Origin of the sequence: Streptomyces sp. NPDC057438, from assembly GCF_042802995.1 — a bacterium.
GTDB lineage: Bacteria > Actinomycetota > Actinomycetes > Streptomycetales > Streptomycetaceae > Streptomyces.
This window is the reverse complement of record NZ_JBHVDD010000050.1, coordinates 54,718-66,563: the sequence shown is the minus strand read 5'-3', so window position 1 is coordinate 66,563 and position 11,846 is coordinate 54,718. Positions and strand designations below refer to the sequence as shown.

The window sequence follows — 11,846 nt, the reverse complement described above, 5'->3', positions numbered from 1 at the left end:
GTGCAAGAGCCCGGAGAGGGCGCCCGAGCGAGTGGCGCCGCCCTGACCGGGGGTCGTATCCGGGACTCCCGCGGTCATGGGTGTGGCGGCCATGGCGGCCGGCCGCCATGGCCGCCGGTCCGCCACCTCGCGGGTGCGACGGGTCCGTCGCCGGTGCGCCGGGTCCGTCGTGCGGGCGTCGGCCCGGCGGCGCGCACCGTCACCCGCTCGGCGGCCCCGTGTCCCGCGAATGGTGCCCGGCCGCGCGCGCCCTCCCGGGTGCGGCGCTCTGATGGACGAAGGGCACGGCGGTCGTGCCCCGCCCGCCGGAGCCGGCCGAAGGAGCCCCGCCCATGCGCCGCAGAGCCCGTGTCCTGTCCGCCACCGCGCTGATCGGTGCCGTCCTGGGCGCCGCCGCCCCGCCCTGTTCGGCCGATCCGGCGGCCGAGGTGAACCCGCACTCCGTCGCACCGGGCGGCACGCTCACGTTCTCCGTCTCCTGCGATCCCACCGGCGGCCCCGCCCCCGAGACCATCGACGCCAGCTCCCAGGCCTTCGAACAGGGCACGGTCACCCTGCAGCGTCTCCCCGGCACCGACGACTCCGCGGGCGGCCCCTCCTACCAGGGCACCGCCAAGATCGCGCCGGCCGCGGACTTCGAGACCGGTGCCGACGCGGCGAACTCCGCCACCGAGTGGGGCGTCGACGGCCTCTGCCCGGCGGCCCCCGGCGGCGAGGGCAGGCAGTGGAGCGCCACCTTCGACGTCGCGCCGGGCAGCGACGCGCAGCCGTACGACCTGGAGCGGTACCCCAGCCACCCGCCGACGCACCCGCCGGCGAAGGACCCGACGCATCAGCCGTCGCACCGGCCCGCACACCCCACCGGCCACCCCACCGCTCCCGTCCAGCGGGGCGTCCACGCGGGCGGCGGGGGTGCCTTCACCGACTCCGTCCCGGCCATGGCCGCGGGCGGCCTGCTCATCGTGGGGGCCCTGGGCGCGGCCGTCCACCGGCTGCGCCGCCGGGACCGGGGGACCCCGCCCGTGTGACCGGCGCGACGCGTACGGGCGCCCATGGGGCGCGTGAGCCTGGGTACCGACAGGCCTAGGGCGCGTACGGCGCCGTTTCGGCACGGCAGGCGACCACGTGCGGCACGACGCACCACGACTGCGCGGAGGCATCCATGCGGGGCACGGATCCGGAAGGGCACGGCCCGGTCCGCTACGGCCCGCCCCTGCCCGCCCAGGGCCTGCCCGTCCTGCCCGAACTGGCCGCCGTGCTCTCCGCCGCGGCGGGTGACCCCCGTGCCGTACCGCCCGGTGGTGACGCGGCCCTCCTGGAGGCCGCCTGCGGCTATTGGGACCGCCGTGGACTGCCCACCACCCCGGACAGGGCCGCCGCCGCCCCCGGCGCGCCCGCCCTGCTCCTCGCCCTGACCGCCGCGATCGGCGGCGACGTGCTGCTCCCACGGCCGTGTGCCGCCTGGTGGGAGCCACAGGCGCGGGCGCTGGGGCGAAGCGTCTTCCACGTGGCCACGCCCGCCGAGTGCGGGGGCGTGCCGGACCCGTACGCGCTGCTGGAGACCGTCCGCAGGATCCGGGCCGAGGGAGGCGACCCCCGGCTGCTCGTCCTCTGCGTCGCCGACGACCCGACCGCCACCGTGGCCCCGCCCGAACTGGTGCACGAGGCCATGGAAGCGGCCCAGGGGGAGGGGCTGCACCTGGTCAGCGACGAGACCTGGCGCGACACCGTGCACGACCCGCACGACACCGTGCTCCTCAGCCCCGCCGAGATGCTGCCCGACCGGGTCACCGTCGTCACCGACCTCGCCGGACCCTTCCTGCCGCCGGGCTGGCCGGCCGCGGTCGCCCGGTTCCCCGCGAACGGAGAGGGGACGGGCCTGCGCGACCGGGTCCTCGACGTGCTCACCGCGCTGGGCGCCCGGGTCGCCACTCCGGTCGCCGCGGCCGCCGCCTACGCCCTCGCCGAGCCCGCCCCCGTCACCGAGCGGCTCGCCGCCGCCGTACGCCTGCACGCGAGCCTCGCCGCCGCCGCGCACCGGGCCGTGGTGGCCGGCGGGGCGCTCGCCCTGCCGCCGCGCGCCGGACGGCACCTGTACGCCGACCTCGCCCCGCTGCGTTCCTCGCTCTTGGCGCACGGGGTCGGTGACGCCCAGGAGGCGGAGGACTTCCTCGCCGCCCGGCTCGGGATGCCCGCGCCCGGCGGCCACCGGTTCGGGGACGACCTCGGGGCGCTACGGGTCCGGCTCTCCACCGCCGCGTTCCTCGGCGGTACGGACGCGGAGCGCGCGCGGGTCCTCGATGTGTCCGACCCCCTGGAACTACCGCATGTGGAACGTGCGTTGACAGTCTTCGGAGCGGCTTTCGAGGGCCTTCGATGACGCGGGTCCTACGGAGGAGCTTCGGCGCCTTCGGCGGCACCCGCGTTTCGACCGCACCTGCGACGTCAGCAGCCCCGTCCCTTCGGCCGTCCCGACGACTTCAGCCCCCACTCGCGACTCCAGCCGTACCGGCGAACCCGCGGGCCCCATCGACCCCGGCGGGGCCCGTGGCCCGGACCCTTCGCCGGCCCGTGGCGACCTCCACCGACCCTGGGTGATCAGCACTCGTCGACACTCATCAGCAGCGACCACCCGCACCCACCCGCACCCACCCGCACCCATCAGCGACCACCCGCACCCATCAGCGACCTTCAGCGGCCCTCAGCGACTTTCAGCGGCCCTCAGCGACATTCAGTGATCTTCCAGTGATCTTCAGCGACGACGATTCTTCGTGACGACGCTCGGCGACGGGAGCCTCCTCGATGACGCAGCAGTCCGAGTCGACCACCTCTTGCCCCACCTCCACGACCACGGCCGCGGACACCGACGATCCGGCGTCCGGGCCACGCTTCGAGCCGTCCTTCGGCGGCCCCCTCGCACCCCCGCCGCTCACCGAGCCCCGCCCGCTCGGTGAGCGGCGCCACTGGCCCCGTTCCTTCGCCGACCGGCTGACCACACCCCTGCCCGGCCTGAAGGCCCTCGCCCGGTTCGCCCGCGAGGGCTCGGTCCGGCCCGGCCCGGAAGGGCTCCTCGACATCCCGCGACTGCCGTACGAACCCGGCCCGCTGCCCCGGGTGGACGCGCGTACCGTCGCCGTCTCCTGGGCCGGACACGCGAGCTGGGTGGTACGGATCGGCGGGCTCACCGTCCTCACCGACCCCGTCTGGTCCCGCCGGATCCTCGGAACCCCGGCCCGGATCACCCCCGTCGGCCTCGACTGGGACGCGCTGCCCCGGGTGGACGCCGTCGTCATCAGCCACAACCACTACGACCACCTCGACGCCCCCACCCTGGCCCGGCTCCCGCGCGACACACCGGTCTTCGTGCCCGCCGGGCTCGGCCGCTGGTTCCGGCGGCGCGGGTTCGGCATGGTCACCGAGCTGGACTGGTGGGAGGCGGCCGAACTGCACGGCGTCCGCCTCGACTTCGTACCGGCCCACCACTGGTCCAAGCGCACCCTCACCGACACCTGCCGCTCGCTGTGGGGCGGCTGGGTCCTGACCGCCCCCGACGGCGAGCGCCTCTACTTCGCCGGCGACACCGGCTACGGCCACTGGTTCTCCCTCATCGGCCGCCGCTATCCCGGTATCGACCTCGCCCTGCTGCCGATCGGCGCCTACGACCCCCGCTGGTGGCTCAGCGACGTCCACTGCGACCCGGAGGAGGCGGTCCGCGCCTTCCAGGACCTCGGCGCCCGGCGTATGGCCCCCATGCACTGGGCCACGTTCGTCCTGTCCGCGGAACCGGTCCTGGAACCCCTGACGCGGGTGCGGGCGGCATGGCGGGCGGCGGGCCTGCCCCGGGAGAACCTCTGGGACCTGTCGATCGGAGCCTCCCGGGTCCTCGACTGACCCGGCGACCGACCCGGCCCTGGCACCCCCGTGCACCCGGAGGGGCGAGACCCGCCGGGGAGCACGGGGCGGCGCGCTCGCGGGCGGACCGGTCAGCGGACCAGCCGCCGCCACACCCCCGGCGCCACGCTGAGCAGCAACGTCAGCGTGACCGCCGCCACGACCCCTTCCCACGGCTCCTTGAACAGCGACCCGCCCAGAATGCCGATCAACTGGTAGGTCACGGCCCATGCCAGGCACGCCGGCAGATTCCCCCGGGCGAACCGCCGCAACGGCATCTTCGCCAGCAGACAGGCCAGCATCACCGGGATACGCCCCGCCGGCATCAGCCGGGACAGCACCAGCACGGCCACGCCGTGGTCGTCCAGCTTCGCCTGTGCCTGCGTCAACCGGTCCTCGGGCGCCCGCCGGCGGATCGCCTCCAGCCAGCGCGAGCCGTTCTTCGAGCCCATCCCACGCCGCCCCAGCCAGTACAGCGCGATGTCGCCGAGGAACGCGGCGACCGACGCCACCACGAACACCAGCAGCAGCGAGAACGGCGCCTCCTGATGGAACGCCACCACCGCCGCCGAACTGACCAGCGCCCCGGTCGGCACCACCGGCACCAGAGCCCCGGCCAGCACCAGCAGGAACAGCGTCGGATAGCCGATCGCCTGCTGGGTGGACGCGTACGACCCGGGAGTGCTCACGGCGGCCAGGAGGTTCACCGGGCCTCCGCCACGACCCGGGCGCCCGCCGTCGGCCCGTGTATCACCGCGCCACCCCCGGCCGTACGCTCTCCCCGTGTGCCAGCCGGTGCACGGCCACCCCGGGAGCGCGCGCGGCGGCAAGACGGACGAACTCCTCACCGGGGGCATGGAATTCATGGGGGCGCACGGCGTCCATCCCGATCGGCCAGTACGTGCCGTAGTGCACGGGAACCGCGCTCCGGGGCGCGAGCAGCGCAAGCGCCTCCGCCGCGCGCCCCGCGTCCAGATGGCCCTCGCCGAGATACGGCCCCCAGCCGCCGACCGGCAACAGCGCCACGTCGACCGGCCCGACCTCATCGGCCATCTCCCGGAACAACCCGGTGTCCCCGGCGAAGTACGTCCGCGCGTCGCCCTCGACGACGAAGCCGAGCGCCGGCGAACGGTGCGGTCCGAGCGGCAGCCGCCGCCCGTCGTGCCGGGCGGGCACGGCACGGACGACCAGGTCACCGACGTTCAACCGGTCCCCGGCCGCCACCTCGCACAGGCGCAGATGCGCCAGCCTGCGCAGCCCCGGCACCTGGCGTGACGCGCCCTTCGGCAGCACCACCCGTGTCCCCGGGGCGAGTCGGGCCAGCGAGGGAACGTGCAGATGGTCGGCGTGCAGATGCGACACCAGCGCGACGTCCGCGACGGCGGCCTCCGCCGGGGGAGGCGCACCCCGGCGCCTTCTCAGATGCGCTAGCCGGCGCGCGAACAGGGGGTCGGTGAGCACTCTCGTGCCCGAGTCCTCCACGGTGCAGGTCGCATGGCCCCACCAGGTGATCTCCACCGGCACTCCGTTCGCCTCCTTCGCGCTACTCCCCCGAGCCTACGGGCTGGAGTAGGGTCTGCGGCCTGGGCCTGTCCGGCGGATCATGCCGTCCACAGGCGTGCCGGACCCCGCGTCCGCGGCTCGTTCCGGCGGAGGGGCTCCGGGACCCGGAGGTGAGGGGGACACCATGGGAGACGAGGCAGACGTCGGCGGCGCATCCGGCGTGGCGTGCCAGGACACGGTGCGCGGGTGCGGCGGAGCGGCGGGACGCGGCACCGTGGTGCGCGTCGCGGCCATCGCGAGCCTGACGCCGCTGGAGGAGCTCGAGGCGGACCCCTTCCTGGTGGACTCCCGCAGCCAGCACGCCATGTGCGCCCGCTGGGCCGCCGAGCGCGGCTATGTGGTGACGCGCGAGCTGCTCGTGCGCGCACTGCGTCCCGACCACTGCGCCCTGTGGGCCGATGTCGACGCCGGCCTCGTCGACCTCTTCGTCGCCCCCAGCCGCCGTGTCCTCGAACGTGCCCTCGCCTCCGTCGAGGACTTCACCGCCGAGTGTGCCCGGCGCGGCATCCGCATCGAGACCGTGGGCCGCGCCGAACCCGCCTACGACTCCCAGATGAAGGCCCGGGTCCACCGCCGTCTGTCCATGCCGACGGCGGGCTACGACGGCCGCTGAGCGGCGGCGTGCCCTGCCCCCGTGCCACCCCTGAACGCCACCCCGGCGCCCCCACCCGGTATGACAGTCTGGGCCCACGAACAGGACGTGAGGTGACCGGACGTGGGCGGTGCACGCTGGCGGAGAGTGCTGAGCGGCGTCGGGCGCATGCTCTCCGTATGGGCGGTGTCCACCCTGACCATGCTCGTGCTCGCGGGTGCGCTCCCCGACTTCCGGCTGCAGGCCGAGTCCGGTGAGAGCGCCACGCAGATCGCCGTCACCGCGGCCTTCGGCGCCGGCGCGTTCGGCCTGCTCTCCGCCCTCGTGTGGCCGCTGCTCGTGCGGGCGCTGCTGCTGGTGCCGGCGCTCGTGCTCGGCCTGCTCGTCTTCTTCCTCAACGGCTCGCTGCTGCTGCTCGCCCTGCGGATCAACCCCTCCGGCCAGGGGGAGGCCGCACCGGAGACCGCCGTGGTGGTCGCCGCCGTGATGTCCGCCGTGGCCTCCGCCACCGGCGGCGCCCTCGCCGTACGGGACGACGACGCCTACCGGCGCCGTCTGTACCGGCTGGCCGACCGGCGCCGCCGGAACGCCGACGGCGGCCGGGGCCCGGCCGGACCCGGCACCGTCTTCCTCCAGCTCGACGGTGTCGGCCACGACGTGCTGGAGGCGGCCGTGGAGAAGGGCCTGATGCCGACCGTCGCCGCCTGGCTCGGCCACCCGGCCGACGGCACCGTCCGCCCCCGTCCCACCCACCGGCTCACCCCCTGGCGCACCGACTGGTCCAGCCAGACCGGCGCCAGCCAGCTCGGCATCCTGCACGGCACCAACCACGACGTGCCGGCCTTCCGCTGGTACGAGAAGGACACCCGGGAGGTGATGGTCTGCAACCGGCCCTCGGGCGCCGCCGAACTCCAGCGCCGGGCCATCGACCGCACCGGCGACGGCGGTCTGCTCACCGTCGACGGCGCGAGCCGGGGCAACCTCTTCAGCGGTGGCGCGGAGCAGCTCGCGCTGGTCCTGTCGATCGCCGCCCGCCGGGGCCGGCGCACCCGTTCCCGGGCCGGGTACTTCGCCTACTTCTCCGACCCGGCCAACGCCGTCCGCACCGCCATGTCCTTCGTCGCCGACGTCCTGCGGGAGATCGGCCAGTCCACCCGTGCCCGGTTCGCGCGGCAGCGGCCCCGCGTCAAGCGCGGCGGCCTCTACCCGTTCATCCGCGCCTTCGCCACCGTCGTCGAGCGCGATGTCGTCGTCGCCGCGGTGATCGGGGACATGTTCGCGGGCCGCGCGGCGATCTACGCGGACCTCGTGGCCTACGACGAGGTCGCCCACCACTCGGGCCCGCACAGCCGCGACGCCGCCCAGGTCCTCGAACGCCTCGACCGTTCCCTCGCGCTGATCGCCCAGGTCGCCGGACACGCCCCGCGCGCCTACCGGATCGTCCTCCTCTCCGACCACGGCCAGAGTCCCGGCGAGACCTTCCTCGGCCGCTACGGCCTCACCCTCGGCAACCTGGTCCGCGCCGGCTGCGGCCTGCCCGTACCGCGCCGGGCCCGGCGCACCCACAGCGGCGCCGAGGCGCGCACAGCCGTCCGGGCCGCGCTGCGCATCCCCGTCGAGGAACGGGCGGAGGAGCACCGGACGACGCGCCGCTCCGAGCCGGTCGTCCTCGCCTCCGGCAACCTCGGCCTCGTCTCCTTCCCGGACGTCCCGCACCGGATGAGCCGTGAGGAGATCGACGCCCGCCATCCCGCCCTGCTCTCCACCCTCGCCAACCATCCCGGCATCGGCTTCGTCCTCGTCCGCAGCGAGGAGCACGGCGGTGTCGTGCTCGGCGCCCACGGCGCGGAGATCCCGATCGGCGACCTGGGCGACGAACACCCCGGCCCGCTCGCGGACTTCGGCCCCGGTGCAGCCGACGCCGTCCGCCGCACCCACGGTTTCCCGCGCGCCGCCGACATCATGGTCAACTCCTGGTACGACCCCGCCGAGGGCGAGGTCCTCGCCTTCGAGGAACAGATCGGCTCCCACGGCGGCCTCGGCGGCTGCCAGTCCCGCCCCTTCCTCATGTCCCCCCTCGCCCTCTCCGAACCGGCGGGCAAGGACGAGGACCTGGTCGGCGCCGAACACATCCACCGGGTGCTCAGGCGATGGCTGCGGGAGGCGAACGGCCCCCAGGTCCCGCTGGCCGAGGCCGACACCGAGGCCGACGCGCCCGCGCGGAACCGCGCGACGGGCCACGACGGCCCCGCACCCGTCAAGGAGCAGAACCCGGCGGACGCCTAGGGCCCGGCCGTCGTTCACCGCGCTGGGGGCCGGTGTTCAGGGTGAGATGAGGCCCGGACCGCCCGGAGTGTGATCGGATGGGGGCACGGAACCCGGCAACGGGACCTCATCGAAAGGACTCATCGTGGCAACCACGCGCACCGCACACACGGTCTGGGAAGGCGAGCTCCTCAAGGGCACCGGCACCGTCACCTTCGACTCCTCCGGCATCGGTTCGCAGCCGGTGTCGTGGCCGTCGCGCGCGGAGCAGGCGAACGGCAAGACCAGCCCCGAGGAACTGATCGCGGCCGCCCACTCCAGCTGCTTCTCCATGGCGCTCTCGCACGGCCTGACCGGCGCGGGCACCCCGCCCACCCGTCTGGAGACGAAGGCCGACGTGACCTTCCAGCCCGGTGAGGGCATCACCGGCATCCACCTCACCGTCCGCGGCGAGGTCCCCGGCCTGGACGCGGCCGGCTTCCAGGAGGCGGCCGAGGGCGCAAAGAAGAACTGCCCGGTCAGCCAGGCCCTCACCGGCACGACGATCACGCTGACGGCCGAACTGGCCTGACGGCCTGCTTCGCGCGCCCCGTCGACGCCCCGTTGACAAGAACCCGCTCAAGTTTTGTGCTGGTGCCGAGAACACCGGGCGGAACCTTGCGGGAAGGGGACGGCGATGGGGCGTGCGGTCGGGGTCGATCTCGGTACCACGAACTCGGTGGTGGCCGTGCTGGAGGGCGGCGAGGCGACGGTCGTCGCCAACGCGGAGGGGCAGCGGACCACACCGTCGGTGGTGGCGTTCGCCAAGAACGGCGAGGTCCTGGTGGGCGAGGTCGCCAAACGCCAGGCGGTGACGAACGTGGAGCGCACCGCACGCTCCGTCAAGCGCTACATGGGCGACGGGAGTTGGCGCTTTCCCGGCCAGGGTTCGGTGGACGGTACCCGCTACCGGGCCCAGGAACTGTCGGCGCGCGTCCTGCAGAAGCTGAAGCGGGACGCCGAGTCGTACCTAGGGGAGGACGTCACCGACGCCGTCATCACCGTGCCCGCGTACTTCGACGACGCCCAGCGGCAGGCGACGAAGGAGGCGGGCGAGATCGCGGGCCTGAACGTCCTGCGGATCATCAACGAGCCCACGGCCGCGGCCCTCGCCTACGGTCTGGACCGGGGCGAGGAGCAGACCGTCCTCGTCTTCGACCTCGGCGGCGGCACCTTCGACGTCTCCCTCCTGGAGATCGGCGACGGGGTCATCGAGGTGAAGGCCACCAACGGCGACACACGCCTCGGGGGCGACGACTGGGACCAGCGGGTCGTCGAGTACCTCGTCAAACGGTTCCAGGGGCAGCACGGCGTCGACCTCGGCAGGGACAAGATGGCGCTCCAACGGCTGCGCGAGGGCGCCGAGAAGGCCAAGATCGAGCTGTCCAGCTCCTCCGAGACGTCCGTCAACCTGCCGTACATCACCGCCTCCGCCGACGGACCGCTGCACCTGGAGGAGAAGCTGACGCGCGCTCAGTTCCAGGAACTGACCGCCGATCTGCTCGACCGCTGCCGCACCCCCTTCCACCAGGCCGTCACGGACGCGGGCGTGAAACTCGCCGCCATCGACCGGGTCGTCCTCGTCGGCGGCTCGACCCGGATGCCCGCGGTGAGCGACCTGGTGCGGGAACTCACCGGCAAGGACCCGCACAAGGGCGTGAACCCCGACGAGGTGGTGGCGGTGGGCGCCGCGCTCCAGGCGGGTGTCATCAGGGGCGACGTGAAGGACGTGCTGCTGCTCGACGTCACCCCGCTGTCCCTGGGCATCGAGACCAAGGGCGGCATCATGACCAAGCTGATCGAGCGCAACACGACGATCCCGACCCGCCGTTCGGAGATCTTCACGACGGCGGCCGACAACCAGCCCTCGGTCGGCATCCAGGTCTACCAGGGCGAGCGGGAGATCGCCGCGTACAACAAGAAGCTGGGCGTCTTCGACCTCACCGGTCTGCCGCCCGCGCCCCGGGGAGTCCCCCAGATCGAGGTGGCCTTCGACATCGACGCGAACGGCATCATGCACGTGTCGGCGAAGGACCTGGCGACGGGCCGCGAACAGAAGATGACGGTGACCGGCGGCTCCGCCCTCCCCAAGGACGACATCGACCGCATGATGCGGGAGGCCGAGCAGTACGCCGACGACGACCGTAGGCGCCGCGAGGCCGCCGAGACCCGCAACCACGCCGAGCAACTCGTCCACCAGACGGAGAAGTTCCTCCGGGAGAACACCGAGCGGGTCCCCGCCGACAGCCGCACCGAGGTCGAGTCCGCCGTCGCCGACCTGAAGCGCCTGCTGGAGACCCCCGAGGACACCGCGGCCCTGCGCGCAGCCACCGAGCACCTGGCGACCGTCAGCCAGCGCATGGGCCAGGCCATGTACGCGGCGGCCGCGGCCTCCGCCGCCCCGGCCTCCGACGGACCGCCGCCCGGCCCCGCCGAGGAGGAGGGTGTCGTCGACGCGGAGATCGTGGACGACGAGAAGGGACCGAAGGAGGGACCGAAGGGGGGAGCGGCGTAGGGGGAGCCGCGGGAGCCGGCCGCCGGCCGGGCTCAGTACCGGTCGCGGTAGTGCCTGAGCAGGGTCCTCGTCCGCTCGGCGGACGCCGCGTGGGCGGCCATGTGGTCGAGGACCTCCAGGTGCAGCGCCACCTCGGTGCGGGAGTCGAGGTAGAGGGCGCCGGTGAGGTACTCGGTGTACACCATGTCGGGGAGTTCCGGTTCGGCGAAGCGGAACAGCGAGAAGGGGGCGTAGGTACCCGGGTGGGGACCGTCGGCGAACTCGCAGACCTGAAGGATGACGTGATCCTTCTCGGTGATCTCCAGCAGCCGGTCGATCTGGTCGCGCATCACCTGGGAACGGTTGCTCACCGGACGACTGAGGGCCGTCTCGTCCATGATCACCCACAGGTGCGGCGGCGTCTCCTGGGTGAGGAGCTTCTGTCTCGCCATCCGCAGCGACACATGGCGTTCGATCGTCTCGGGACCGGTCCGGCCGACGGTCCCGGCCTCCAGCACGGCGCGCGCGTACTCCTCGGTCTGCAGCAATCCCGGCACGAAGTGCGGCTCGTACTGCCGGATCAGGTGCGCCGCGCCCTCCAGGCTGACGTACACGCTGAACCAGTCGGGCAGCACGTCGTGGAACCGCTGCCACCACCCCGGCTTGTTCGCCTCCTCGGCCAGCGCCACGAACGCCGCGGCGTCGTCCTCGCCGACGCCGTACGTCGACAGCAGGACCTGGACGTACGGGATCTTGAGCGCGACGTCGGCCGTCTCCATGCGCCGTACCGTCGCCGGGGCGACGTGGAGGGCCCGCGCCGCCTCCTCGCGTCTGAGTCCGGCCGTCTCCCGCAGTTCCTGCAGACGCCTGCCGAGCACCACCTGGCCCACGGTCGGGGCGGGCCGCCGCTCACTCACGCCACGCCTCCCCACGGGCCGAGGTACCCGACCAGTCTGTCATGTTCCGGAGGGCATCTCACCAAGGCGGCCGGAAGGGCCTCCT

10 protein-coding genes are annotated in these 11,846 nt (G+C 73.8%); 7 read left to right on the top strand and 3 right to left on the bottom strand.

All coding sequences use genetic code 11. The features are described 5' to 3' along the window. Nucleotides 1-332 precede the first annotated feature (332 nt). The 3 genes from ACFU5F_RS25300 to ACFU5F_RS25290 all read left to right on the top strand — a co-directional run bounded on the left by ACFU5F_RS25300 (nt 333) and on the right by ACFU5F_RS25290 (nt 3,891). Nucleotides 333-1,028, top strand: coding sequence for a hypothetical protein (locus ACFU5F_RS25300; protein WP_383891412.1), 696 nt, complete (start codon nt 333-335; stop codon nt 1,026-1,028). Between the two features lie 134 nt (nt 1,029-1,162). Further along, entirely contained in the window at nt 1,163-2,380 is a 1,218-nt protein-coding gene (locus ACFU5F_RS25295) for an aminotransferase class I/II-fold pyridoxal phosphate-dependent enzyme (RefSeq protein ID WP_383891410.1), read from the top strand. A 422-nt stretch (nt 2,381-2,802) separates the two neighbouring features. Then, nucleotides 2,803-3,891 carry an MBL fold metallo-hydrolase gene (locus ACFU5F_RS25290; protein WP_383891407.1) on the top strand — a complete coding sequence of 363 codons (1,089 nt, stop codon included), beginning with the start codon at nt 2,803-2,805 and terminating at the stop codon, nt 3,889-3,891. A 92-nt stretch (nt 3,892-3,983) separates the two neighbouring features. Here the strand turns inward: ACFU5F_RS25290 and ACFU5F_RS25285 are convergent, their stop codons facing one another. Both ACFU5F_RS25285 and ACFU5F_RS25280 read right to left on the bottom strand, forming a co-directional pair. Continuing rightward, entirely contained in the window at nt 3,984-4,598 is a 615-nt protein-coding gene (locus tag ACFU5F_RS25285; protein ID WP_383891404.1) for a DedA family protein, read from the bottom strand. 43 nt (nt 4,599-4,641) lie between these two features. Beyond that, entirely contained in the window at nt 4,642-5,415 is a 774-nt protein-coding gene (locus ACFU5F_RS25280; RefSeq protein WP_383891401.1) for an MBL fold metallo-hydrolase, read from the bottom strand. 163 nt (nt 5,416-5,578) lie between these two features. On the opposite strand from ACFU5F_RS25280, the gene ACFU5F_RS25275 reads away from it, so the two are divergent. The 4 genes from ACFU5F_RS25275 to dnaK all read left to right on the top strand — a co-directional run bounded on the left by ACFU5F_RS25275 (nt 5,579) and on the right by dnaK (nt 10,865). Beyond that, nucleotides 5,579-6,067, top strand: a complete 489-nt coding sequence (locus ACFU5F_RS25275; protein ID WP_383891399.1) for a hypothetical protein — start codon at nt 5,579-5,581, stop codon at nt 6,065-6,067. 147 nt (nt 6,068-6,214) lie between these two features. After that, the gene (locus ACFU5F_RS25270; RefSeq protein ID WP_383891417.1) at nt 6,215-8,332 is read left to right on the top strand and encodes an alkaline phosphatase family protein; all 2,118 of its coding nucleotides are present in this window, start codon (nt 6,215-6,217) and stop codon (nt 8,330-8,332) included. 124 nt (nt 8,333-8,456) lie between these two features. Further along, nucleotides 8,457-8,882, top strand: coding sequence for an OsmC family protein (locus ACFU5F_RS25265; protein ID WP_012999567.1), 426 nt, complete (start codon nt 8,457-8,459; stop codon nt 8,880-8,882). Nucleotides 8,883-8,987: 105 nt separating this feature from the next. Next, nucleotides 8,988-10,865 carry a molecular chaperone DnaK gene (gene dnaK, locus ACFU5F_RS25260; RefSeq protein ID WP_383891396.1) on the top strand — a complete coding sequence of 626 codons (1,878 nt, stop codon included), beginning with the start codon at nt 8,988-8,990 and terminating at the stop codon, nt 10,863-10,865. Nucleotides 10,866-10,897: 32 nt separating this feature from the next. On the opposite strand, the gene ACFU5F_RS25255 is transcribed toward dnaK, so the two are convergent. Next, nucleotides 10,898-11,761, bottom strand: coding sequence for a helix-turn-helix domain-containing protein (locus ACFU5F_RS25255; protein ID WP_383891394.1), 864 nt, complete (start codon nt 11,759-11,761; stop codon nt 10,898-10,900). Nucleotides 11,762-11,846: the final 85 nt, after the last annotated feature.

Coding starts and splice junctions, on each gene's coding strand:
- ACFU5F_RS25300 (WP_383891412.1), top strand. CDS start 333: ATGCGCCGCAGAGCCCGTGTCCTGTCCGCCACCGCGCTGATCGGTGCC.
- ACFU5F_RS25295 (WP_383891410.1), top strand. CDS start 1,163: ATGCGGGGCACGGATCCGGAAGGGCACGGCCCGGTCCGCTACGGCCCG.
- ACFU5F_RS25290 (WP_383891407.1), top strand. CDS start 2,803: ATGACGCAGCAGTCCGAGTCGACCACCTCTTGCCCCACCTCCACGACC.
- ACFU5F_RS25275 (WP_383891399.1), top strand. CDS start 5,579: ATGGGAGACGAGGCAGACGTCGGCGGCGCATCCGGCGTGGCGTGCCAG.
- ACFU5F_RS25270 (WP_383891417.1), top strand. CDS start 6,215: ATGCTCTCCGTATGGGCGGTGTCCACCCTGACCATGCTCGTGCTCGCG.
- dnaK (WP_383891396.1), top strand. CDS start 8,988: ATGGGGCGTGCGGTCGGGGTCGATCTCGGTACCACGAACTCGGTGGTG.